Annotated in this window: 16 protein-coding genes and 1 tRNA gene; 11 read left to right on the forward strand and 6 right to left on the reverse strand. The window is 69.3% G+C overall.

The genetic code is table 11. The features are described from left to right. The first annotated feature begins 57 nt into the window (after positions 1–57). The 6 genes from V6B97_RS00725 (at position 58) to V6B97_RS00750 (ending at position 10,244) form a co-directional block, all read left to right on the forward strand. A complete protein-coding gene (locus V6B97_RS00725) occupies positions 58–2,133 on the forward strand; it encodes a RecQ family ATP-dependent DNA helicase (RefSeq protein ID WP_333504578.1) in 2,076 nt (691 codons plus the stop codon). Then, positions 2,134–3,432 (forward strand): DNA-processing protein DprA, encoded by a 1,299-nt coding sequence (locus V6B97_RS00730; protein WP_333504579.1) that lies wholly within the window; start codon positions 2,134–2,136, stop codon positions 3,430–3,432. It abuts the gene before it with no gap. Between the two features lie 250 nt (positions 3,433–3,682). Next, complete coding sequence (locus V6B97_RS00735; RefSeq protein WP_333504580.1) at positions 3,683–5,416, forward strand: 30S ribosomal protein S1; 1,734 nt, start codon at positions 3,683–3,685, stop codon at positions 5,414–5,416. Continuing rightward, positions 5,400–6,293 carry a signal peptide peptidase SppA gene (gene sppA, locus V6B97_RS00740; RefSeq protein WP_333504581.1) on the forward strand — a complete coding sequence of 298 codons (894 nt, stop codon included), beginning with the start codon at positions 5,400–5,402 and terminating at the stop codon, positions 6,291–6,293. The genes V6B97_RS00735 and sppA overlap by 17 nt, the downstream gene beginning before the upstream one ends. Before the next feature lie 354 nt (positions 6,294–6,647). Beyond that, complete coding sequence (malQ, locus tag V6B97_RS00745; RefSeq protein WP_333504582.1) at positions 6,648–8,177, forward strand: 4-alpha-glucanotransferase; 1,530 nt, start codon at positions 6,648–6,650, stop codon at positions 8,175–8,177. A gap of 858 nt (positions 8,178–9,035) precedes the next feature. Beyond that, entirely contained in the window at positions 9,036–10,244 is a 1,209-nt protein-coding gene (locus tag V6B97_RS00750) for a histidine phosphatase family protein (RefSeq protein WP_333504583.1), read from the forward strand. Positions 10,245–10,375: 131 nt separating this feature from the next. Here V6B97_RS00750 and V6B97_RS00755 read toward each other — a convergent pair whose 3' ends face one another. Genes V6B97_RS00755 through V6B97_RS00765 form a run of 3 tightly spaced genes read right to left on the reverse strand, consistent with a single transcriptional unit; the run spans position 10,376 to position 14,510 of the window. Beyond that, a complete protein-coding gene (locus V6B97_RS00755; protein ID WP_333504584.1) occupies positions 10,376–11,005 on the reverse strand; it encodes a cytochrome b/b6 domain-containing protein in 630 nt (209 codons plus the stop codon). A gap of 2 nt (positions 11,006–11,007) precedes the next feature. Continuing rightward, the gene (locus V6B97_RS00760; RefSeq protein WP_333504585.1) at positions 11,008–12,705 is read right to left on the reverse strand and encodes a tetrathionate reductase family octaheme c-type cytochrome; all 1,698 of its coding nucleotides are present in this window, start codon (positions 12,703–12,705) and stop codon (positions 11,008–11,010) included. A 32-nt stretch (positions 12,706–12,737) separates the two neighbouring features. After that, positions 12,738–14,510, reverse strand: a complete 1,773-nt coding sequence (locus V6B97_RS00765) for a 4Fe-4S dicluster domain-containing protein (RefSeq protein ID WP_333504586.1) — start codon at positions 14,508–14,510, stop codon at positions 12,738–12,740. Between the two features lie 499 nt (positions 14,511–15,009). Here V6B97_RS00765 and V6B97_RS00770 point away from each other — a divergent pair, with 499 nt between their 5' ends. From V6B97_RS00770 to V6B97_RS00785, 4 genes are all read left to right on the forward strand, one after another. After that, a complete protein-coding gene (locus V6B97_RS00770) occupies positions 15,010–16,575 on the forward strand; it encodes a sigma-54 interaction domain-containing protein (RefSeq protein ID WP_333504587.1) in 1,566 nt (521 codons plus the stop codon). Positions 16,576–16,880: 305 nt separating this feature from the next. Next, positions 16,881–17,282 carry a DVU3141 family protein gene (locus tag V6B97_RS00775; RefSeq protein ID WP_333504588.1) on the forward strand — a complete coding sequence of 134 codons (402 nt, stop codon included), beginning with the start codon at positions 16,881–16,883 and terminating at the stop codon, positions 17,280–17,282. A gap of 145 nt (positions 17,283–17,427) precedes the next feature. Continuing rightward, positions 17,428–19,113, forward strand: coding sequence for a polysaccharide biosynthesis/export family protein (locus V6B97_RS00780; protein WP_333504589.1), 1,686 nt, complete (start codon positions 17,428–17,430; stop codon positions 19,111–19,113). A gap of 42 nt (positions 19,114–19,155) precedes the next feature. Continuing rightward, positions 19,156–19,431, forward strand: coding sequence for a hypothetical protein (locus V6B97_RS00785; protein WP_333504590.1), 276 nt, complete (start codon positions 19,156–19,158; stop codon positions 19,429–19,431). 159 nt (positions 19,432–19,590) lie between these two features. On the opposite strand, the gene V6B97_RS00790 is transcribed toward V6B97_RS00785, so the two are convergent. Further along, positions 19,591–20,745, reverse strand: a complete 1,155-nt coding sequence (locus V6B97_RS00790) for a hypothetical protein (protein WP_333504737.1) — start codon at positions 20,743–20,745, stop codon at positions 19,591–19,593. 313 nt (positions 20,746–21,058) lie between these two features. On the opposite strand from V6B97_RS00790, the gene V6B97_RS00795 reads away from it, so the two are divergent. Next, positions 21,059–21,134, forward strand: a tRNA-Val gene (locus V6B97_RS00795). 10 nt (positions 21,135–21,144) lie between these two features. Here the strand turns inward: V6B97_RS00795 and V6B97_RS00800 are convergent. Both V6B97_RS00800 and V6B97_RS00805 read right to left on the reverse strand, forming a co-directional pair. Then, positions 21,145–22,086 (reverse strand): tyrosine-type recombinase/integrase, encoded by a 942-nt coding sequence (locus tag V6B97_RS00800; protein ID WP_333504591.1) that lies wholly within the window; start codon positions 22,084–22,086, stop codon positions 21,145–21,147. Between the two features lie 466 nt (positions 22,087–22,552). Beyond that, positions 22,553–22,732 carry a hypothetical protein gene (locus tag V6B97_RS00805; RefSeq protein WP_012612808.1) on the reverse strand — a complete coding sequence of 60 codons (180 nt, stop codon included), beginning with the start codon at positions 22,730–22,732 and terminating at the stop codon, positions 22,553–22,555. Positions 22,733–22,858 lie beyond the last annotated feature (126 nt).

A 22,858-nucleotide genomic window follows, 5' to 3' on the forward strand; every position in this document is an offset into this window, starting at 1 on the left:
GGCGCGCGCGGCATTGCCGCCGTTGCGCAGACGTCAGGCAGACAGTGGGGAGCGGACATGACGTATTCGCATGAGCGGGCGCTGGCGCTGCTGCGCGCCGGGTCCGGGCTGGCCGGGGCGGAATTCCGGGACGGGCAGGAAGACGCCATCCGGCGCGTGGTGGAAGGCCGGGGACGCCTGCTGGTGGTGCAGAAGACGGGCTGGGGCAAGAGCTTCGTCTATTTCATCGCCACGCGGATGCTGCGCGACGCCGGGCAGGGGCCCGCGCTGCTGGTGTCGCCTCTGCTGGCGCTGATGCGCAACCAGATCGCCGCCGCCGAACGCATGGGCGTGCGGGCCGCCACCATCAACTCGGACAACCGGGACGACTGGGCGGACGTGGAGGCGCGGCTTGTCCGCGACGAGGTGGACATCCTGCTCATCTCGCCGGAACGGCTGGGCAACGACTGGTTCCAGACGCAGGTGCTGGCCCCGGTGGCGGCGCGGATTTCGCTGCTGGTGGTGGACGAGGCGCACTGCATCTCCGACTGGGGGCACGACTTCCGGCCGCACTACCGGCTGCTGGGGCGCATGGCCGCCAACCTGCCCCCCGCCGTGCGCCTGCTGGCGACCACGGCCACCGCCAACGACCGGGTCATGGCCGACCTGGGCGCCGTGCTGGGGCCGGAGCTTGCGGTGTCCAGGGGCGACCTGAACCGCCCTTCGCTGACATTGCAGACCATCCGCCTGCCGGACCGGGCCGGGCGCCTGGCCTGGCTGGCCGCGCGGCTTGGCGAACTGGACGGGAGCGGCATCATCTACACGCTGACGGTGCGCGATGCCGGGCTGGTGGCGGCATGGCTGCAACAGCGCGGGGTCGCCGTGGCGGCGTACACGGGCGAAACCGGCGAGGACCGGGAACGCCTGGAGCAGGAACTGCTGCACAACCGGGTCAAGGCCCTGGTGGCCACCACGGCGCTGGGCATGGGCTACGACAAGCCGGACCTGGCCTTCGTCATCCATTTCCAGACGCCGGGCTCGGTGGTGGCGTACTACCAGCAGGTGGGCCGCGCCGGGCGCGCCCTGCCCGCCGCCTACGGCGTCCTGCTGAGCGGGCCGGAAGAGGACGACATCAACGACTGGTTCATCCGCAGCGCCTTTCCCACCCGCGCGGAGGTGCAGCAGATTCTGGACGCCCTGGAACGCGCGCCGGACGGGCTTTCGGTGCCGGACCTGATGGGCGGCGTGAACCTGGGCAAGGGCCGCATCGACAAGGGCATCACCCTGCTGTCGCTGGAATCGCCCGCGCCCATCGCCAAACAGGGCGCCAAATGGCAGCTGACGGCGGCCCCGCTGTCCGAGGAATTCTGGGACCGGGCGGACCGGCTGACGGCGTTGCGCCGTGTGGAGCAGGCGCAGATGCGGGAATACGTGGACCTGCCTTTCGGCGGGCACATGCAGTACCTGGTGCGGGCGCTGGACGGGGACGCGGCGGGCATCGCGCCCCCCGCGCTGCCGCCCCTGCCGGAAACCGCCGACCCCGCCCTGGTGCGCGAGGCCGTGGCGTTCCTGCGTCGCGGCAACATGTCCATCGAGCCCAGGTCGCAATGGCCCGCCGGCGGCATGCCCCGTTACGGCGTGCGGGGCAGGATTCCCGTGGCGGAGCGGGCGCAGCCGGGCATGGCCCTGAGCGCGTGGGGCGACGCCGGGTGGGGGACCACGGTGCGGCAGGGAAAGTACCGGGACGGACGCCTTGCCGATGAACTGGTGGACGCCTGCGCCGCCATGGTGCAGGGGTGGACCCCGCAGCCCGCGCCGCAATGGGTGGCCTGCATCCCGTCGTTGCGGCACCCGGACCTGGTGCCGGATTTCGCGCGCCGCCTTGCGGCCCGGCTGGGCTTGCCGTTTGTTCCGGTATTGGAGAAAACGGAGGACAGGCCCGAGCAGAAGACCATGGGCAACAGCGTGCAGCAGGCGCGCAACGTCGATGGCTCGCTGGGCCTTGCCGATGTTCCCGTGCCCGCCGGCCCCGTGCTGCTGGTGGACGACATGGTGGATTCACGCTGGACGCTGACCGTGGCCGCCTGGCTGCTGCGCCGCAACGGCTGCGGCGAGGTGTGGCCGGTGGCGCTTTCCCAGACAGGCCGGGGATAGATGAACGACACCCTTTCGCTGAATACCAGGGCCATCCTGCTGCTGACGGCTCCGCTCGTGGTGGGACGAAGCTCCACGGGACGCGGCGGTTCGGCTGCGGAACTGCTGAGCCTGGGCGAGTACAAGCGCCTTGCCCGCCGCCTGCGCGAGCTTTCCCGCCAGCCCGCCGACCTGCTGGCTGCGGAGGGGGATGCGCTGTGCGCGGACTGCGCCGACATCGTCGAGCCGGAGCGCATGCGGCGGCTTCTGGGGCGCGGCTTTCTGCTGGGCCAGGCGGTGGAGCGCTGGCAGGCCAGGGCCATCTGGGTGGTCAGCCGTGCCGATGGCGCGTACCCGGCCCGGCTGAAGGCCCGGTTGAAGGAAGATTGCCCCCCCGTCCTGTACGGGTGCGGCGACCGGTCGCTGCTCGACCGGGAAGGGCTGGCCGTGGTCGGTTCGCGCAACGCGGACGACGCGCTGCTGGCGTATGCGGCGGGCGTGGGCGGGCTTGCCGCCGCTGCGGGAGTGGCGCTGGTGTCCGGCGGCGCACGGGGCATCGACGGCGCGGCCACCGACGGGGCGTTGGCCGGGGGCGGCACGGCGGTGAGCGTGCTGGCCGAAGGACTGGAGCCGCGCGCCCTGCGCCGCGAGAACCGCAACGCCATCGCCCACGGACGCCTGCTGCTGCTTTCGCCCTACGACCCCAACGCGGCCTTCAACGTGGGCAATGCCATGCAGCGCAACAAGCTCGTCTACGCATTGTCCGACGCGGCGCTGGTGGTGTGCAGCGATGCGGGCAAGGGCGGAACCTGGGCCGGGGCGCAGGAACAACTGGACAGGCTGCGGCTGGCGCCGGTCTACGTGCGCGCCACGGGTTCGCGCCGCGAAGGGCTGGAGGCGTTGCGCGCCAAGGGCGCCCATCCCTGGCCGGAACCCGTCGATCCCGCCGGGCTGGCGGCGTTGCTTCGCCACCCCGTTGCCGCCCCGGCAAGGGTGCAGTCCCTGTCGTTGCTGGATGTGGCCGATTCGAAGCCCGCGCCGGACGGAAGGGGCAGTGGCGATGGCGTGCCCGAGGCCGTACCGGCCGGGGACGGGCATGCGGCGTCGCCCATGCCCCCGGCCGACGAGCTATATGCCTTGGTCCGGCGGATGGTGCGGCAGATCCTGCGCACCCCGAAAAAGGAAGACGAGATCGCCGCGGAACTGGGCGTGGCCGCCGTGCAGGCCCGCGCCTGGCTGGAACGGCTGATGGCCGAAGGGATGGTGGAAAAAGGCGGACGCCCCGTGAAATACCGTCTCGCGCACACCGAATTGGCCTGAACTGACCTGATACTGGCCTGAATGGAATCGGCTCCGGCCGGGCACCCCCCGCATCAACAGGGCCGCTGCCGGACCTCCATGGCAGGGTGGTGCGCACCGCCCCTTTTCTCCCGTCGTCCCTCCCCCATTTCGCCGCACCGTCCGCCGCGCCCACCGCTGTTGTCATTCCCGGGGCATTCTGCTATGCAGACCAATCCCGCTCGTCCCGCTCCTCGGGGGCGGGAAAATTTGTGTCGGTTGGAGGAAACGTATGACAGCAACCCCCGAAAACATGGAAAACGCCGCTCTTGAAATGGATCTGAGTTTCGAGAGCGCCCTCGAGAATTACCTCAGCTCCGATTTCGGCGACCTTGAAGAAGGGTCGATCATCAAGGGCGAGGTGGTGCGCGTGGATGAGGACAGCGTCCTCGTCGACGTGAACTTCAAGTCCGAAGGGCAGATTTCCGCTTCCGAGTTCAGGGACAGCACCGGCAAGGTCAACATCGCCGTGGGCGACAAGGTGGACGTCTTCGTCGTTCGCAAGAACGAGATGGAAGGCACCATCACCCTGTCCTTCGAGAAGGCCAAGCGCATGCAGCTCTTCGACAAGCTCGAAGAGATCCAGGAAAACAACGGGGTCATCACCGGCCGCATCGTGCGTCGCATCAAGGGCGGCTACACCGTCGATCTCGGCGGCGTCGAAGCCTTCCTGCCCGGTTCGCACGTGGACCTGCGCCCCGTCCCCGACATGGACGCGCTGGTCAACCAGGAATACGAATTCCGTGTTCTCAAGATCAACCGTCGGCGCAGCAACGTCATCGTTTCCCGCCGCGTCCTGCTCGAAGAGGAACGCGATTCCAAGCGTCAGGATCTGCTGCGCACCCTCGAAGAGGGCCAGATCGTCACCGGCAAGGCCAAGAACATCACCGAATACGGCGTGTTCGTGGACCTTGGCGGGCTGGACGGCCTGCTGCACATCACCGACATGTCCTGGAAGCGCATCCGTCACCCGAAGGAACTGGTCACCCTTGGCCAGGAACTTCAGCTGAAGGTGCTCTCCTTCGACCGCGACAACCAGAAGGTGTCGCTGGGCATGAAGCAGTTGGTGCCCGATCCGTGGCAGGACATCACCGCCAAGTACCCCGAAGGCGCCAAGCTGCAGGGCCGCGTGACCAACTTGGTGGACTACGGCGCGTTCGTCGAGCTGGAGCCCGGCGTGGAAGGCCTCGTCCACATCTCCGAAATGTCGTGGACCCGCAAGCTGCGTCACCCGTCGCAGATGGTGCGCGTGGGCGACGAAGTGGAAGTGGTCATCCTCGGCGTGGACCAGGACAAGAAGCGCATTTCCCTCGGCATGAAGCAGGTCAAGCCGAACCCGTGGGAAGTGGTGGCCGAGAAGTACCCCGAAGGCACCATCCTTGAAGGCGTGATCAAGAACATCACCGAGTTCGGCATGTTCATCGGCATCGAGGACGGCATCGACGGCCTGATCCACGTGTCCGACATCAGCTGGACCAAGAAGATCCGCCATCCCAACGAAGTGTTCAAGACCGGCGACGTGGTGCAGGCCAAGGTGCTGACCGTCGACCAGGAGAACGAGAAGTTCACCCTCGGCATCAAGCAGCTGACCGAAGATCCGTGGACCCACGTGCCCTCGCGCTACCCGGTCGGCGGGGTGATCGAAGGCACGGTGACCAACATCACCGACTTCGGCCTGTTCGTTGAAGTGGAAGAAGGCATCGAAGGCCTGGTCCACGTTTCCGAAATCAGCCAGAAGAAGATCAAGTCGCCCTCCGAGATGTTCAAGGAAGGCGTGGTCATCCAGGCCAAGGTCATCCACGTCTCCGCCGAAGAACGTCGCCTCGGGCTGTCCATCAAGCAGCTCAAGGACGAGGAAGAACGCCGCAAGCCCAAGGAATTCCGCGCCGGTCCCGCCGACACGGGCGGCCAGAACCTTGGCGACCTGCTGAAGCAGAAGCTGGAAGAGGATGCTTCCGACAGCTAGACCCTCCTTCAGCCAGCGGCATCCGTTCATCTTCGGATTCCTGCTCATTATGGCGGCCGTTGCCCTCTTCATGGGGGCTTCGGCCGCCTTGCGCCATCTGACCGGCGACGCGGGCCCCTTCGCGGGCCCGCGCGTCGGGGTGGTGCGGGTTGAAGGCATGATCGCGGACATCGCCAAGACCGTGGCGTGGATGGACAAGCTGCGCGACGACCCCACGGTGCGCGGCGTGCTGCTGCGGGTGGATTCGCCCGGCGGCGGCGTGGCCGCCTCGCAGGAACTGCTGGAGGCCGTGCGCCGCGTGTCCCGCGTGAAGCCGGTGGTGGTGTCCATGGGCACCGTGGCCGCGTCCGGCGGCTACTACATCTCGCTGGGGGCCACGCGCATCATCGCCAATCCGGCCACGCTCACCGGGTCCATCGGCGTGAAGATGGAACTGCCCAACGTGCGGGGCCTCATGGACAAGCTGGGCCTGGCCCGGCAGACGCTGGTCTCCGGCGACATGAAGGACGCGGGGTCCCCGTTCCGCGAGATGACCCCGCAGGAACGCGAATACCTGCAATCCATCGTCATGGACATGTACGACCAGTTCGTGACCGAGGTGGCCAATTCGCGCAACCTGCCGGTGGAAAAGGTGCGCGCCGTGGCCGACGGCCGGGCCCTGACCGGGCGGCAGGCCCACGAACTGGGCCTGGTGGACGCCCTGGGCGGCATGGACGTGGCCCTGACCGACGTGCAGCAGCTGTGCGGCATCGTCGAGCGGCCGGTGCTGGTGGAACAGCCCAAGCCCTCGTCGTGGCTGCGCGACGCGTTGGAGACGGTGCTGGAACTGGAACCGGCGTCGCGGGTGGTTGCGCCCGGTTTCCTCTACGTGTACTGAGCGACGCGCCGTCAACCGGCGTCATCCGCACATGCAGCCCCTGCCGCCCGCGCCGCAGGGGCTTTCGCATTGGCGCGCGGGAGTTCCGCGACGCGCCTCGGGAAGGGGCGGATGGGCGCCCGTTCCGTTTCATTTCTTCCCTTGCCGTGCCCTGGTGCCGTCCCGCCGTCCCACCGTCTACGCGCATGGCGTGCCGGGCACGTTCATGCTAGCCTCGCAGGCGGAGCAGAGCGCGCGGAGTGTTGCCCCCAGGCACCGGCGGCCCGCCGCCACGGACAGTTTTCACCATCCCGCCCGCGCCCGCCCCGCCTCGCCTCAATGACATCACGGCCGCCAGGCCATCAAGGAGTTCCCATGTCCCGACCGGTCCGCGCCAGCGGCATCCTGCTGCACGTCACCTCGCTGCCCTCGGCCTTCGGCATCGGCGACCTGGGTCCGGCGGCGCACGCCTTCGCCCGGCTGCTGGCCGGGGCCGGGCAGACGGTGTGGCAGTTCCTGCCGCTGACGCCCACCTCCACGTTCATCGGCAATTCGCCCTATTCCAGCCCTTCGGCCTTCGCGGGCAACACCCTGCTGGTCAGCCCGGAACGGCTGGCCGAGGAGGGCTTCGTCTCGTGGGCCGACGTGGACGCGGGGGCGGAACGGTTCCGCGACGCGACGTGCGGATCGGGCGGACAGGGCGGTCCGGTACACTTCGAGGCCGTGGAGGCGCACCGCCGCGTCCTCTTGCGCGCCGCGTGGGAGCGCAACCGCCACCAACTGGCCATGGACACCGCCTATCTGCGCTTCTGCCGGGGCAACGCCCACTGGCTGGACGACTACGCCCGGTTCGTGGTGCTCAAGGAGCGCTTCGGCGGGGCGGCCTGGACCACCTGGGACGAGCCCTTCGCCCGCCGCCACCCCGGCGCGCTGGCCCTGCTGGACGCGCAGGAGGCCGCCGCGCTGGACCACGTGCGCTTCTGCCAGTACCTGTTCTTCCGCCAGTGGTACGACCTGCGGGCCGCGTGCACCGACCTGGGGGTGCGGCTGGTGGGCGACGTGCCCATCTACGTCACCCACGACAGCGCCGACGTGTGGGCCAACCCCGGCTATTTCCGGCTGGACGCGGACTTGGCCCCTACCCACGTGGCCGGGGTGCCGCCCGACTATTTCAGCGCCACGGGCCAGCGCTGGGGCAACCCGGTGTACGACTGGGACGCCCTGCGGCGCGACGGCTTCGCGTGGTGGGTGCGCCGGGTGGCGCACAACCTGCGCATGGCCGACATCGTGCGGCTGGACCATTTCCGGGGCTTTGCGGGCTACTGGGAGATTCCGGCGGCGGAGGAGACGGCCGTCAACGGCCGCTGGGTGGACGCGCCGGGCATGGAACTGTTCGGCACGCTGGCCCGGCGGTTCACGGCGCTGCCGCTCATTGCCGAAGACCTGGGCGTGATCACCGCCGACGTGCGCGAACTGAAGGCGGCCTTCGGCCTGCCGGGCATGAAGGTGTTGCAGTTCGGCTTCGGCGGCGACCCAGCCGACAATCCGGACGTGCCCTTCCGGCACGACGTGCGCAGCGTGGTCTACACCGGCACCCACGACAACGCGCCCACGCGGGCGTGGTTCGAAGCGGCCCCGTCCCACGAGCGGGCGCGGGTGGAGGAATACGTGGGGCACTCCATTGCGGTGCATGAAGCGCCTGGCGTGTTGCTGCGGCTGGCCATGGGCAGTGTGGCGGAACTGGCCGTGGCCCCGGTGCAGGACGTGCTGGGGCTGGGGGCCGAGGCGCGGATGAACACCCCGTCGGTGGCGGCGGGGAACTGGGCGTGGCGGATGGCGCCGGAGCAGATGGAGGCCGGGCTGTACGCGGAGTTGGGGCGGTTGACGAGGTTGTTTGGGAGGTAGGGCTGGCGCGGATTGGAAGGGGAGCGTGCGTTAATGGACACGGCTTCTACGAAGACACGTCAGCGTTATTGACCACGCTCGATCTCGTTATGCCTCCGGCGGGCAAGGGGCCATTGAGCGATGGCCCCTTGCATCCCCGCGCTCCAGGGGGGCTTCGCCACCCCTGGACCCCCGGCTTATCCTGCGCGGCGTCCCTTCGGCGGCAGCTTCCCTCCGGCGCAGGACGCCTCCGGGCGATCTGCCGCCGGTGACGCCAATGCGCGCATGGCTCCCGCAGGCATGGCTAAGCGGGGGAGCCTTTACCAGAGCCCTCGTTGCGACGCATGTGCCGCCGCCAAAGCCCAGCGTCACACGCTTCCACGCACGAAGCGTCGTCTTTGCATCAGGCAGAAACCCGCATGCGCGCCGCTGTGGCCGTACAAATAAGGCACCCAGGTTCCGCTACGCCGCCGGGAGTCATGCGCACATCGCATTCCGCCGGGCAGATCGCCCGGAGGCGCCCTGCGCCGGAGGGAAGCTGCCCGGCACAGGAATGCGGTGCATGAAAACCTGGGGGTCCAGGGGAGGCGAAGCCCCCCTGGAACGCGGGGGTGCAGGGGGTGTTCGTTACAACACCCCCTGCCCGCCGGAGGCATAACGAGATCGAGCGTGGTCAATAACGCTGGGGTGTCTTCGTAGAAGCCGTGTCCATTACGCACGCCCCTTCCGCCTCCCCGCCGGAGGCATAACGAAATCGAGCGCAATCAAAAGGGCTGGCGTGCATCCGTAGAAGCCGCTACCGATAGAGCAGAACGTGGGGACCGGACGTTTTTCCTGTCCCAGCGGCGTATGCAATTCCCCCCCCCACAGGACCCCCACATGAACAAACTCTACGTCGTCATGGTCGGCCTGCCCGCGCGGGGCAAATCCACCATGGCCCGCCGCATCCGCGAGGGCCTGGAGGCGGAGGACTTCCGCGTCGAGGTGTTCAACAACGGCGAAATCCGCCGCTCCCTGCTGGGCATGGATTCCGCCCGGCCGGAATTCTACGACCCGGACAACGCCGAAGGCCGCGCCCGGCGCGAGGAGATCGCCCGGCTGAACATCGCGGCGGCGCGCGACTACCTGGCGGGCGACGGGCATGTGGCCATCCTGGACGCCACCAACGCCAGCCGCGCCCGGCGGGCCACCATAGAGGCCATGCTCACCGACCATCCGCTGCTGTTCGTGGAGTGCGTCAACGACGACCCGGTGGCGCTGGGCGCCGCCATCCGGCGCAAGACGCAGATGCCGGAATTCGCGCGCGAGACCACGCAGGCGGCCGTGGACAGCTTTACCAAGCGCATCCACTACTACGAGCGCATGTACGCCCCGTGCGCCGACGAGCCGTGCTGGGTGCGGGTGGACACGCTGGAGAACCGCGTGGTGGGCGAGCGCATTTGCCTGCGGCTGCCGTACTACCATCGCATCCGGGACATCCTGGTGTCCGCGTGGGTGCGCAACCTGTACCTGGTCCGGCACGGCGAGACCTACTACAACGTGGAGGGGCGCATCGGCGGCGATTCGGACCTGACCCTGCGCGGGCAGGCCCAGGCCAGGGAACTGGCCGCGCATTTCGCGGACATCGAGGTGCCGTACATCTTCACCTCCACCCGCAGGCGGTCGTCGCAGACGGCGGCCCCCCTGCGCGAGGCGAGGCCGGGGGCCACGGTGATGGCCCTGCCCGAACTCGACGAGATCGACGCGGGCGAACGCGAGGGGTTGCGCTACGACGACATCCGCAGGAGCTTTCCGGAAGACTACACGGCCAGGCAGAAGGACAAGTACAACTACGTGTATCCGGGCGGCGAGGGCTACGTGACCCTGCGCGAGCGGGTGGAGCGCGGGGTGCGGCGGGCGCTGTTCCTGGCGGGCGGCGCGCCGGGGGTAATGATCATCGGGCACCAGGCCATCAACCGGATGATCCTGTCGCACTTCCTGTACCGGCGGACGGAGGACGTGCCGTACATCTTCATCCCGCAGACGCAGTACTACCACATCGTGGCCACGCAGCGGAAAAAGCTGTTCGAACTGGTGCGCTTCATGTGAGGCGGGACGTCATTCATCCTCTGGGCCACCCCCCAATTGAAAATTTTGGAAGGTGGGTGGGGGTGTGGGGGAGGGAGGAAACTTTTCAACGTTTCCTCCCTCCCCCACATTTTCTTCATCTGTTTTCTCTTCTACCCCTCGGGCTTCACGCCATCGCGCGGCACGTCCTCGTAGCCGGTGAACATGGCGGCGATGTGCGCGGAGAGGGTATGGCCGGTGGTGGTCATGTACACATGCACGATGACGAAGGCCAGGAAGGCGAAGGCGCCCAGGGTGTGCAGCACGGCCACGGCCTTCAGGGTCAGGCTGCCCGCGAAGCCGAGCTGCGGCCACTGGTTGTAGGTGTAGTAGAGAAAGCCGGTGATCATCTGGAACGGCACCAGGAACGAGACGATGCCGAGGTAGGTGAGCCGTTGCAGGGGGTTGTGCTTGGCGCGCTCGCTCTTGGGCACGGGGTGGGGCTCACCCTTGAAGATGCCGGAGAGGTAGTAGCGCACCACGTCCATGAGCTTCAGGAACGTGGGCACGTAGTGCTTCCATTCGTCGGTGACGGCCATCCAGAACACGATGAAGGCGTACAGCACCAGCCACGACCAGGCGCAGAAGTTGTGCACGGCGAAGGCCCGCTCGAAGCCCAGCAGGGCGAAGGTGCCGTGGATTTCGAAACCGGTGACCAGCAGCACGAGGATGAGCAGGGTCTGCGCCCAGTGCCAGAACCGCTCGAACCGGCTGTACAGGTAGAGTCGTTCGGTGGCGTGCATGGCTAGTCCTCCTTGCGGTTGTTGCGGCCGCGCGCGGCCAGGCGCAGGAACCCGTGCACGCCCACGGCCAGCACGGACCCGGCCACGGCGATCCATCCCGCGGCGTCCACGCCCGCGTTGCGGTCGCGGCCGGGCATCCACACCCCGGTGACGGCGGCAAGGCGGCTGCCCGCGGGCTTGTGGCATTCGCCGCAGGCCACGGACCGTTCCTTGGGGGCCACCTGGTGGGTGATGGGGTAGTAGTAGACGGTGTCCACGAATTCCAGCTTGCCGCTGAAGGGCAGGTTCAGCGACTTCTGCCCGGCCTCCACGGCCTTCTGCCAGTCATAGGTCTTCCAGTAGGCGGCGTCGTCCTTGCCGAACAGGTGCGGGGCCACGAAGGTGCGGTTGCCCGCGTCGAAGGGCTGGCGGCCCCGGTGCGCCTTGAAGGGCATGATGCGCGACCTGGGGTCAACGGGGCTGCCGTCGATGCGGTTGATCGCCACCGGCTGCGAGGTGTCGGCGATGACGTCGGTGAGCAGCAGGAATTCCATGCGGCCGTTGGACCAGTGGTATTCGGGAACGACGTCCTTTTCCCAGCGGAAGTCGCCCTTCTTGCTGTCGTAGACGGGCTTGCCGAAGGGACCCTTTTCCGCGAACGGCTTGCCGTCCTTCTTCTTGCCCGCCGTGGACCAGTCCCACCACATCTTGGTGGCCTGTTCGCGGGCAAAGGCGGGGATGTGGCAGGTCTGGCAGGCCAGCTTGTCGGTGTGGTCGTTGGCCTTGTGCCCGGCCTTGTGGGGGGTTGCGGTGTGGCACGATTCGCAGGCGATGCGGTGCACCCGGTCGTCGTCCAGCACGCTGGTGCGCTCGGTGAAGGCGGGCTGCTTGTAGGTGCGCCCGGCGATGACGTGGGCCTCGGTGGTGTGGCAGCGCTGGCAGGTGAAGTTGGCGCCCTTCACGTCCATGTGCACGTCCAGTTCGCGGCCGGGCTTGAACATGGTGGAATCGAGGTCGCCGTGCTTCACCGCGTCGCCCCCGCCGCCGTAGAAGTGGCAGACCCCGCAGTTGTCGCGGGTGGGGCGGCCCACCGAGGCGGCCACGGCGTTGTAGTCGGGCGGGGTGAAGGTCTTGCCCTCGAACTCGGTGGGTTCGCTGACGGGCAGCCCGGCCATGGTGGGGAACTTCTTGTAGGTGCCGGTGTGGTCGTGACAGACCATGCAGTCCACGTTTTCCTGCGACGAGAAGTCGAACTGCGCGTTCTTCCAGCCGAAGCCCGCGTGGCACGAGGTGCAGCGCGGCTCGTTGGACGGGATGGCGATGCAGAAGTTGTTGAAGGTGATGCCGCCCTTGCCCATCTTGCGTTCCGGGTCGGCCGGGTCCAGCCAGGTCCAGTGGATGGTCTTGTGCACCTGCTGCGCGGCGGCGTTGTGGCACGACAGGCAGGCCTTGGTCACTTCCTGCGGCGTGGCGAAGGGCTGTTGCAGGGCCGGGTGGCGGGAATGGTCGGCGGTGATGGCGTGGGCCTCGGGCTTCTTCACCGCGCCGGTGGCTCCGGCGGGCACCTCGGTGGCCAGTTGCGCGGCGCGCGCGGGCAGGCCCGTGATCAGGCAGGCAGCCAGGCACAGCAGCAGAAGCGGCAGGGCGGCCAGCGGCACGGGGAGCAGGGCGGGCGGCGAACCGCCGTGCGCCCGGTGGGCGGAAACGTGTGGCGACGACATGGGGACTCCTCCTTCAACGGGTAAGCCCGGCGCTACGCGCGGGGCGGATGTTCCGGATGGCGGCTGCCTGATGAGGCGGTACGCGGCCCGGTGCGCAGTGCGGTCCAGGCGGAGCGGCCCGTCAGGGCCAGCGCCAGCGCGACCAGGCCCAGCAGCCCGGCCAGGCCCAAGTGCGTCCAGTCGAGGTACATGGTCAGTGCGGGCCCCCAGTCGAAGCCGGGCAGGTTCTTGGCCACCCGCATGGCCCCGGTGACGATGAGCGCCGCCACCAGCCACAGGCGGACCGCGCCGCCGCCCGTCAGGCGATGCGTGCCAAACAGGCGGGATTGGCCAGACAGGCGAGACAGGCGTGGCCCGGCAAACCACCGCACGGCCAGCCACGCGGAAAGGGCCAGCAGTACGGCGGCGGCCGCGTAGTGCATGAGGTGGGTGAAATAAAAGTCGGCGGTCCAGGCCAGGCCGGGCACGGAGGAAATGCCGTAGCGCGCGGCGATGGGCATCTGGGCCATGCCGGTGACCCCGAGCACGCTGGCGCAGGCGATCCACAGCCAGCGGGCCACCGGCAGGGGGCGGGCCGGGGACATGGCGGCCCGCGCGTCCGGCGCGTCCGGCGCGTCCGGCGCATCGGGCGCATCGGGCGCATCGGGTCGGGCATCGTCGCGGGCCATGTCGCCAAGGCCGCGCGCCACGCGCAGCAAGGCGGCTCCGGCACCGGCCAGCGGCGCGGTGACCAGCGCGGCGGCCAGCATGGTTTCGTTGCGCATGGAATCGCCCACGGCGCGGAAGTGCGGCCTGCCGGGACCCAGCGCGGCGGGCGATCCCTGGCCCTGTCCGGGATTCTGCCCCACACCGGGCGCCGCGGCCGTGGTCGCGGCTTCCAGCGTCGCCTCCAGTGCGGTCTGGATGGCCGCGAAGGGCACGGGCGAAAGATAGATGGTCGAGGTGCCGCCGTTCTCGTCAAGGCCGTACAGATACCAGCCGCGCTCGGCGGCCAGGCGGCGGGCCTCGGCGAGGATGGCGTCGCGCGGGCCGAAGGACTGCACCGCGTTGGGGCAGGCTTCGATGCAGGCCGGGGTGCCGCCGCGCGCCACCACGTCGGCGCAGCGGTCGCATTTGTACATCACCCCGTTGCCCGCGTAGCGGGGCAGCAGGTCCAGGTACAGCCCCACGCCGGTCTGGCGCTGGGGGATGTGCCACGGGCACACCGTGCGGCACTTGGCCCCGCCCAGGCAGATGTCCGCGTCGATGGACACGGTGCCGCTGGCCTCGCGCCGGGCCGCGCCCCACGGACACAGGTTGGCGCAGGGCGGGTTGTCGCAGTGCAGGCAGCGGCGGGGGATGTTCAGGTCCACCGATTGCCCGCCGTGGTCCACGGTCACGCTCTGGATGTACAGCCAGTTGTAGGGGGTCAGGCGGTCGTCCACGTCGCGCCGGGCGGACCAGTCCTCGGCCTTGACCGAGGCCGGGAACATGGGCGGAAAGGGCTTCTTCGGCTCCGGATGCCGGGCCGCGTTGCGGTCGCGGCAGGCTTGCACGCAGGCCCCGCAGCCCACGCAGGCGGAAATGTCGATGAGGGTGGCGAAGGGGCCACCAGTGGCGGAACCCGAGCCGTTCCGTCCGGAGGGCACGGGCGCGCTGTCATTCACCACTGCCAGATGATTGGGCGCGCCCGCGCCCTCCGCCGTGGAGGGGAACATGCCGGTTGCGAGGGAGGCGGGCCCGGCGAGCCCGGTGCCCGCGAGGCCCTTGAGAAACCCGCGCCGCGACAGGCGGCGGGGGGAAATGGCGCGGTTGCGTAAAGTCATGTGGTCGTCCGTGTGCTGGTGTCGGTGCGGGGCGGGCGCGTCGCGGCGACACGGCCCCCCCGCTTTCCCGAGAGCAGGAAGCGTGCCCGGACGTTGGATTTCGTGTTTGTCTTTTGGAACCAGCCTGTTGCATGTGCGGCGGTGGCGGGAAAGCCTGCTTGCGCGGTGGGGAATATTCGGCATATGATGCGCCATATGATGAAATATTGATCACATGTCGCGCCATGCGGCATGGCAGGCGCGGGGGGGGCCCGGCCATATGCATCCCCCGGCCGCCGGACGTGCATGCAGCGCATCTCCATGCGGGGCAGGCAGTTGGCGCGGCGGCGCGCCTTGCCGGTCGCATGCACCGTCCGGCGCCGAGCCCCGGCGCGCGTAACGGCCCCGATGCTGCAAGGCGGGCGGCGTGTCCGGCAGCGTGGCGTCGCATCCGGCCCCGCACCTGGCCCCGCCCCGGCCCCCATGGTTTCCGTACCCGTCGCACCAAGGAGTACCCAGCATGGACGCCCTCGAATCCGGCCGCTTCCTGCGCGAGGTCATCAACACCATCAACGACGGCTTCTTCCTGGTGGGACCGGACGGCCGCATCCTGATGGCCAACCCGGCCCTGGAACGGCTGACCGGCTACGAGGCGGGCGAACTGACGGGCCAGACCTGCGCGGTGCTCAACTGCGACGCCTGCGTGCGCTCGCGTTCGCTGGGCGGCGGCCACTGGTGCCGCCTGTTCGACCGCAAGGACGAGCACCGCAAGCGCTGCACGCTGGTGCGGCGCGACGGCACCTCGCTCACCGTGCTCAAGAACGCCAAGGTGCTGAAGGACGGCGACCGGGTCATCGCGGCGGTGGAGACCATCACCGACATCACCGCCGTGGTGGAGAAGGACCGGCGCATCGAGGAGCTTTCGCGCCTGCTGGGGTCGGACGAGGGCTTCGCGGGCATGGTGGGCACCTCGTCCGCCATGCAGCGGGTGTTCCGGATCATCGAGCGGGCGGCGGAAAGCGACGCCCCGGTGCTGGTGCTGGGGCCGTCGGGCACGGGCAAGGAACTGGCCGCGCGGGCCATCCACGAACTGGGCCGCCGCAAGAACGGGGCCTATGTGCAGCTGAACTGCGCGGCCCTGAACGAGGCGTTGCTGGAAAGCGAGCTGTTCGGCCACGTGCGCGGGGCGTTCACCGGGGCCATCCGCGACCGGCAGGGCCGCTTCGAGGCGGCCCACGGCGGCGACATCTTCCTGGACGAGATCGGCGACATCCCCCTGCCCATCCAGGTGAAGCTGCTGCGCGTGCTGGAGACCAAGCGCATCGAGCGGGTGGGCGACAACGCCTCGCGCGAGGTGGACGTGCGCATCATCGCCGCCACCAACCGCGACCTGGGGCGGCTGGTGCGGGCGGGGCGGTTCCGGGAAGACCTGCTGTTCCGCATCAACGTCATTCCCATCCACCTGCCGCCGCTGGCGGACCGGCGCGAGGACATCCCCCTGCTGGCCGCCCACTTCCTGAAGGGCATCCGCGAGCGCGACGGCCGCGACGTGACCGGCCTGACCCCCGAAGCCCTGCGCCTGCTCACGGCCTACGGTTGGCCCGGCAACGTGCGCGAACTGCGCAGCGCGCTGGAATACGCCTGCGTCATCGCCGAGGGGGGGCGGCTGGGCGTGGAACACCTGCCCCAGCACATCGCCGGGGCGGCGTGGCATCCGGAATGCGCGGGGCCGGGGATGGCGGCGGGACTTGCGGGAACGGGCGACAGGCACAATGGCCCGCATCCGGCCCGGGCCGGGCACGAGGCGCAGGGACACCCGGCCCGCGCGGAGGACGGCGGCATGCCGTCCGCCGGATCATTGGCCGGACCATTGGCCGGAGTATCCGCCGGACCGCCCACCGGGGCGTTCATGTACGGGGGGCGGCCCGCCCGGCACGAGCGTGAGCGGGCCGAACTGGTGGAGGCGTTGCGCGCCGCCGGGGGCAATGTCTCCGAGGCGGCGCGGCTGCTGGGGGTGCACCGGGGCACGGTGCGCAACCGCATGCTGCGGTATGGCATCGACGTGCACAGGGCGGTGGAGGGTTAGCCCGCCAAACGTAGTGTAAAGCCGTTGCCCGGCGGAGGCCCGAGGGGGGGCAGGCCAGTGGACAGCCGCCCGTTGCCGGGAGTATAGAAGGCGGCATCCGCACGGACGCGCCCCCAGTCCCCCAGTCTCCCCCGTCCGGCCAGTCCGCCCGGCTTGCCGCGTTTTCCGCGTCCGCCGCCGACCGGGACGGGGCCGCAGGATCCCCCCCCGGCGCGTCAAGGACATATCGGGGACATGTCGGGGACACATCAAGGACACACCGGGGGCACACCGAGACACCGCCCACCCACCCAGAGGTTCATTTCATGTTCGCCATCCGCCGCTTCCGCCCCGCCGCCGTGCTGGCCCTGTGCGCCCTGGGCGTGCTGCCCGTCCTGCTCGCCGCCTGCGGGGGGCGTCAGCAGCCCGCGCCGCAGGCGCAGGAACAGGCCCTGCCCGCCAGGCCCATCCTGGAATTCATGACCGGCAATCCGGCCGGGTCTTCCGCCGTGCTGGACGACCCGGAATTCGGCACCGGCATCCGGGTGGTGGTGGAAGGGCTGTTCATCTCGGCCACCGGCGAGGAATGCCGCCGCGCCACGCTGCTTTCCGAGCACGGCGAGGCGGAGGTGGTCATTGCCTGCCGCCCGGTGGGCAGCGGCGACGCCGACGCGTGGCAGATGGCCCCGCGCATTTGGGGGCAGGGGATTTCCCGGCCGCCTCAGTAGAAGATTTCCGCGTTTCCGCTGCCGGATGGCTTCCGGCTTCGGGCGGGAAAGCGCCCTTCCCGCCGGAACCTTCATGACAGACACATCACGCTTGCATCCGCCGGACGCGCGCTGCGCCCGGCGTAGCCGATTACGGATACCCGCCATGGATACCGCACCGCTTTTCCGCCACGCCGCGCCGCGCCGCGCGGGGGCCGCCGCATGGCTGCCCGTCCTTGCCCCTCGGCTTGCGCTGGCCCTGCTGCTCGTTCTGGCCGTGCTGCTTGGCCCGGCGCGCTCCAGCGCGCTCGCCGCCCCGTCCGAGGCCAAGTCGCCCGCGTCTTCCGGAGCCGCCTTGCCCACCGGCGCGGCGGCCGACCTGCCTCCCTTCGCCGCCAACCTGTTCCAAGGCAACTTCGGGCAGGCCCGCAGCGCCGAGGCGCGCGAACTGGCCCCCGGCGACCGGCTGGTGCTGCGCCTGTGGGGCGACCGCAACTACGACGGCGTGGCCACGGTGAACGACGCGGGCGACATCGAGTTGCAGGACCTGGGCGGGGTGCCCGTGGCCGGGCTGGCCCAGGCCCAGGTCACCGAGGCCATCCGCAGCAAGCTCAGCGCGGCGGGCGTGGAGAACGTGCAGGTCTACGTCAGCCCCATGGACGGGCGGCCGGTGTCGGTCTTCGTCACCGGGTTCGTGATGAAGCCGGGCCGCTATGGCGGTTCGCCGTCCGATTCGGTGCTGGCCTTCCTGGACCGCGCGGGCGGCATCGACCCCCGGCGCGGCAGCTACCGCACCATCCGCCTGCTGCGCGGCGGGGCGGAGATAGGCAGCTTCGACCTGTACCCCTTCGCGCTCAAGGGCGCGCTGCCGCTGGTGCGCCTGCAGGATGGCGACACCATCGTGGTGGGCGAAAAGGGGCCTGCCGTGTCCGCCAGCGGTGAAATCCGCAACGCGGCGCGCTTCGAATTCCGCAAGGGCGAGGCCACCGGGGCCAGACTGGCCGAAATGGCCGACCCGCTGGCCACGGCCTCGCACGCCAGTATCGTGGGCACCCGCAACGGCGCGCCCTTCAACCTGTACCTGCCCCTACGCGAATTCCGCACCCTGCCGCTGGCCGACGGCGACCGGGTGGAATTCCTGGCCGACACCCCCGGCGACACCATCATGGTCGAGGTGCAGGGGGCCATCCGGGGGGCGTCGCGCTTTCCGCTCAAGCGCACCGCCCGCCTGCGCGACGTGCAGCAGTACATCGCCGTGGACGCCGACCGGGCCGACCTGACCGGCCTGTACATCAAGCGGCGCAGCGTGGCGGCCCGCCAGAAGCGCGCCATCGAGGACGCCCTGCGCCGGCTGGAGGAAAGCTCGTTCACGGCCACCTCGTCCAGCCCGGAAGAGGCGCAGATCCGCAACCACGAGGCGGAGATGATCGGCAAGTTCGCCGAAAAGGCCCGCAACGTGACGCCCGAGGGCATCGTGGTGGTGGGCAGCGGCGGCAAGGTGGCCGACATCGCGCTGGAGGACGGCGACGTCATCGTCATTCCCGAAAAGAGCGACGTGGTGCTGGTGACCGGCGAGGTGGTGATGCCCCAGGCCATCGTGTGGAACGGCGACAAGCGGCTGAAGGACTACGTGCGCGGCGCGGGCGGCTACACCAACCGCGCGGACACCGGCACCATCCTGCTGGTGCGCCCCAATGGCGAGGTGTTCCGCACCGCCGACACCACCATCGCGGCGGGCGACCAGCTGCTGGTGCTGCCGCGCGTGGATTCCAAGAACCTGCAAACGGTCAAGGACATGTCGCAGATTCTTTACCAGATCGCCGTGGCCACCAAGGTGGTCATCGGCCTGTAGGTCGCCGTTGGCGGCTCGGGCCGGAAGCAGACGGAGAAGCACATGAAGGACCGCGACCGCAAGGAACGCACGGTGCCGAAAGGTACCGGCCGCGAAGACGCCGGACAGGACGGGGACACCGGCCTTTCCGAAGAGGAACGCCGCGCCCTGCGCGCCGCCCGGCGCGATGCCCTGCTGGATGCGCCGCTGGACCTGCGCACCCGCGTGCAGGAGGACAAGCGCCGCAAGCGGCGCGACGCGCCCAAGCACAAGGGGCGGGCGCTGGAGGACGGCGACGCCGGGGCCGCCGGGGCCGCTGGGCCCGCCGGAGAAGACTAGCCGGACCGGATTCCGGTCAAGGCAGGAAATGCGAGAGCGCCGATGGACGTGATCCACCGGCGCTTTTTGCGTCTCCGGCCCATGGCCGGAGGGAATGTTGCGATCAACGGGCGCGAGGCGCATGGGGGATGGTGTCCCCGCGCCGCATCCGCAGGCCGGTCAGGCCGTGGAGCAGGTCTTGCGCAGGGTTTCCAGTTCTTCTTCGTCGTCGGCGGGGTTGCCCAGGTCCAGCACGTGGCGGCCCATCACGTAGTGCATCAGGCGCGGCCGCTCGGCCGATTCCTCCAGCGCGTCGATGATCCGGGCGATGCGCCGGGTGGAGCGCAGCACGCCGTCCAGCTGTTCGGTCAGTTGCAGGGTGTCCATGCCGTGCAGGGCGGTGGCCAGCCGCGCGGCGGCGGCGTGGGCCTTGGACCCTTCGGGCAGGAATTCGCGCAACTCGTCGGCGGCGTGCACGGCGTCGTCCCAGTCGTCGGCCATGTCGTCCAGAAGTTCCGCGCAGTATTCCGCGTGGTTGCGCAGGATGGCCAGGGCGTTGTTGCCGTGGTGGGCCACGGCCCCGGCGGCCTTTTCCAGCGCGTCGCGGGCCACGGCCACGCGGCTGCCGGTGGTCAGGGCCACGATGCGCGAGCACTTGGCCAGGAAGCGCGCGTCGTAGCTGTCGAAGCCGTGCTCGCGTTCGGAATACAGCAGCACCAGCCCGAAGGGCGGGCGGCCGCCCCGGTCGCGCAGCACGAAGGCCAGGCGCGAGCGGTAGCCCACCTTGTAGGCCATGCAGTCGTAGGATTCGCCGCCGCGGTCCATGCCCATCAGGTTGTTGGAGAGCACGTGGCGGGTGCCGTCGCACACCGCCCGCATGACCGGATGCCCGGCCAGGCCTTCTTCCAGCACCGGCGAGAAGAGCGGGATGGGCCCGCCGTCCTCGCGTTCCGCCGCGATGATCTGCCATTCGCCGTCGTCGTCGCGCAGGCGGCACACGAACATGTCGGCGTGGAAGGCGCGCAGCAGCACGGCGGCGCTTTCGCGCAGCACCACTTCCGGCGGGGCCATTTCGTCGGCGATGCCCAGAAGTTCGCTGGTGACGCGCAGCAGGGTTTCCGTGTCGTGGCGCTGGGCGGTGAGGCCGGACAGCAGTTGCATCAGGTCGCGCCAGTTGCGGATGGGCGCGGCGTGCATGTCGGGCCGCCAGCCGGTGTCCAGCACGGCCTTGGCGGCGGGCAGCAGGGCGAGGATGGCGGTGCGCGCCTTGGGCGGCGCGGAGCGGAGCAGCAGTGAGATGTCCTGCCGCAACGTGCGGGGGGCGGTGGGGGGCATGAGGGGCGGATTCACGGTCCGTCTGCCGGTTCGCAAGTCATCGCGAAAGCGCGGCGCGGGCACGGGTGTCCGCCGCCGCGAGAGAAGGCGGCACGGCGGGCACGGGGCGGCGCGGGGGCGCGGCGTCAGGCCGCGCGAGTGCTACATAGATATCCAGCGCGGCGTTGTCCAGTGCAAAAGCACAAGGTGTTTGACATGACCGCCACCCCTGCACTATGAGCAGTATCCCATCACGGTCGGCAGTGGCCCGCGGGGCCGCCACGGCGGTTTTGACCGTCCTGCCGCGTTGTCCTGCCGCATTGCAGCCATATCGGGGCGGTTAGCTCAGCTGGTAGAGCGTCGGCCTTACAAGCCGAATGCCGGGGGTTCGATCCCCTCACCGCCCACCATTGTTTGCAGTTAGTTGTGAGTCACCAAGTGAGTAGCCGCCAAGCATGGCTCACTTGGTGACTCACTTTTTGTTCTGTCGAACACCCCGTCCAGGGACGCCTGCACGCCGCGCAACGAGGTGAGGTAGCGCGATGTGGTCAGGGCGCTCCGATGGCGCAGGATGGCTTGGATCACCGAGAGCGGCACCCCGGCCCCGTCGAGCATCGACGCGCTCAGGTGCCTGATTGCGTGGAAGCCGAAGCGGCGCACCCCAGCCTTGTCGCACAGCGAGTCCATGAGGTGCGTTGCGGATACCCACGGGGTTCCCCGGCTGCTGACGAAGACATGCTCGCGGAAGCCCATTTGCAGGCGGTGGCGCAAGAGGCAATCGTGCAGGGCCTGGGTCATGGGTATCCAGTCCTCTTCAAGCCCGCCGCCCTTGCGCTTTCGTGTCCAGAGCCGGAGACGGCGGTTGGCGAAGTCGAGGTCACTCCGCTGCATGCGGAACAACTCTTCCTTGCGGGCCGCCGTGTGCAGCGCCGTGAACAGCATGGCGCGTTCATCCGGTGACTTCGCCGCGTCGTGGACCTTCCAGAAGTCCTCGGGCGTCGGGACGTACTTCGGGCGTTTGTCTTCCCTGTACCGTTCCACGCGCCACGGGCATGGCTCGGGCAGCTTGAAGGCGCGCACGCCCCACGAATAGGCCGCGAGAATGTTCTTGCGCCGCCGGTTGGCCTGCGCACCGCTGATGCGCCGGGCAATGCCGTCCAGGTGCGCCTCGATCAGGGCGTAGGTCACGCGCTGGACAGGCAGGGACGGCTTCACGTCGGCCAGCAGTTCACGAAACGCCTGCCTCTTCTCCCCGTACGTCTTGTCCGCCATGCCGCGCGCCTGCACGTGATCCAGATACGCCGTGAAGAGCGCCGCCAAGGAGACCGTGCCGGTCACCGTATCGGGCTGCGTCACCTTCACGCTCTCTTCCCACGCCACGGCCTCCCGCCATGTGGTGCAACGATGCTCCCGGTGCTTCCCGCTCGGAAGCTTCACCCTCCCATAGATCACCGGTTTTCCGTGCCGGTCTTTCCTCGTTATTGGCATCATTCCTCCATTGAAGGGCGCGTTCGACGTTGGCCGAATAGAACAGCCAGGCGCGCCCGCGTTTGATGCCGCCAAGTTCCTTGGCGTGGGCATACAGACGTTTCACCGTCCAGCCAAGAGACGCGGCCAGGTCTTCGGGGGAGATGAGGGGGCCGAGAGCCGGGAGGGGCGCGCACAGTCGGGCAGATGGCTGCGGTGTGTTGCTTCCGGTTGTGGGGTGCATGTCCTGGACCTCCTTGCTGAGCGTGATCCCCGTCCGACCACACCGGAGGGTGTGGCCGGAGTGCCCGCAGCGACGGAGGAGGGAGGTTTTGTCGCTGCGGGTGTTGGGGGGAGGGAACTATTTCTTGCGGTGGCAGAACGGGCACGTCCGGAGTTTGGAGTTGGTGCCGCAATGGGGGCATGACTTGGGTTTGCTGCCGTCGGTCAGTCGGGCCATCTTGCAGGCCCCGTTGATGGCGGCGAAGTTCTTGGTGGGGCGGGGCTTCTTGGCCGGTGCGGCCTCGTTGCCTTCATGCATTCAGGTGACCTCCTTTGCCGGGGGGCTTGCACCCCCCGGCGGGCTCCTCAAGCCCGGACAGCGAGACAGGCCCTGCTAGTTGCGTGTGATCGCTGCCCGGTTGGCCGTGACGACCCGGCACGGAAG

This window comes from Nitratidesulfovibrio sp. 1201_IL3209, from assembly GCF_036763125.1.
In the GTDB taxonomy this organism is placed as follows: domain Bacteria; phylum Desulfobacterota; class Desulfovibrionia; order Desulfovibrionales; family Desulfovibrionaceae; genus Cupidesulfovibrio.

Coding starts and splice junctions, on each gene's coding strand:
- V6B97_RS00725 (WP_333504578.1), top strand. CDS start 58: ATGACGTATTCGCATGAGCGGGCGCTGGCGCTGCTGCGCGCCGGGTCC.
- V6B97_RS00790 (WP_333504737.1), bottom strand. CDS start 20,745: ATGCCCCCCACCGCCCCCCGCACGTTGCGGCAGGACATCTCACTGCTG.
- V6B97_RS00750 (WP_333504583.1), top strand. CDS start 9,036: ATGAACAAACTCTACGTCGTCATGGTCGGCCTGCCCGCGCGGGGCAAA.
- V6B97_RS00735 (WP_333504580.1), top strand. CDS start 3,683: ATGACAGCAACCCCCGAAAACATGGAAAACGCCGCTCTTGAAATGGAT.
- V6B97_RS00770 (WP_333504587.1), top strand. CDS start 15,010: ATGGACGCCCTCGAATCCGGCCGCTTCCTGCGCGAGGTCATCAACACC.
- sppA (WP_333504581.1), top strand. CDS start 5,400: ATGCTTCCGACAGCTAGACCCTCCTTCAGCCAGCGGCATCCGTTCATC.
- V6B97_RS00780 (WP_333504589.1), top strand. CDS start 17,428: ATGGATACCGCACCGCTTTTCCGCCACGCCGCGCCGCGCCGCGCGGGG.
- V6B97_RS00755 (WP_333504584.1), bottom strand. CDS start 11,005: ATGCACGCCACCGAACGACTCTACCTGTACAGCCGGTTCGAGCGGTTC.
- V6B97_RS00805 (WP_012612808.1), bottom strand. CDS start 22,732: ATGCATGAAGGCAACGAGGCCGCACCGGCCAAGAAGCCCCGCCCCACC.
- malQ (WP_333504582.1), top strand. CDS start 6,648: ATGTCCCGACCGGTCCGCGCCAGCGGCATCCTGCTGCACGTCACCTCG.
- V6B97_RS00765 (WP_333504586.1), bottom strand. CDS start 14,510: ATGACTTTACGCAACCGCGCCATTTCCCCCCGCCGCCTGTCGCGGCGC.
- V6B97_RS00775 (WP_333504588.1), top strand. CDS start 16,881: ATGTTCGCCATCCGCCGCTTCCGCCCCGCCGCCGTGCTGGCCCTGTGC.
- V6B97_RS00785 (WP_333504590.1), top strand. CDS start 19,156: ATGAAGGACCGCGACCGCAAGGAACGCACGGTGCCGAAAGGTACCGGC.
- V6B97_RS00730 (WP_333504579.1), top strand. CDS start 2,134: ATGAACGACACCCTTTCGCTGAATACCAGGGCCATCCTGCTGCTGACG.
- V6B97_RS00760 (WP_333504585.1), bottom strand. CDS start 12,705: ATGTCGTCGCCACACGTTTCCGCCCACCGGGCGCACGGCGGTTCGCCG.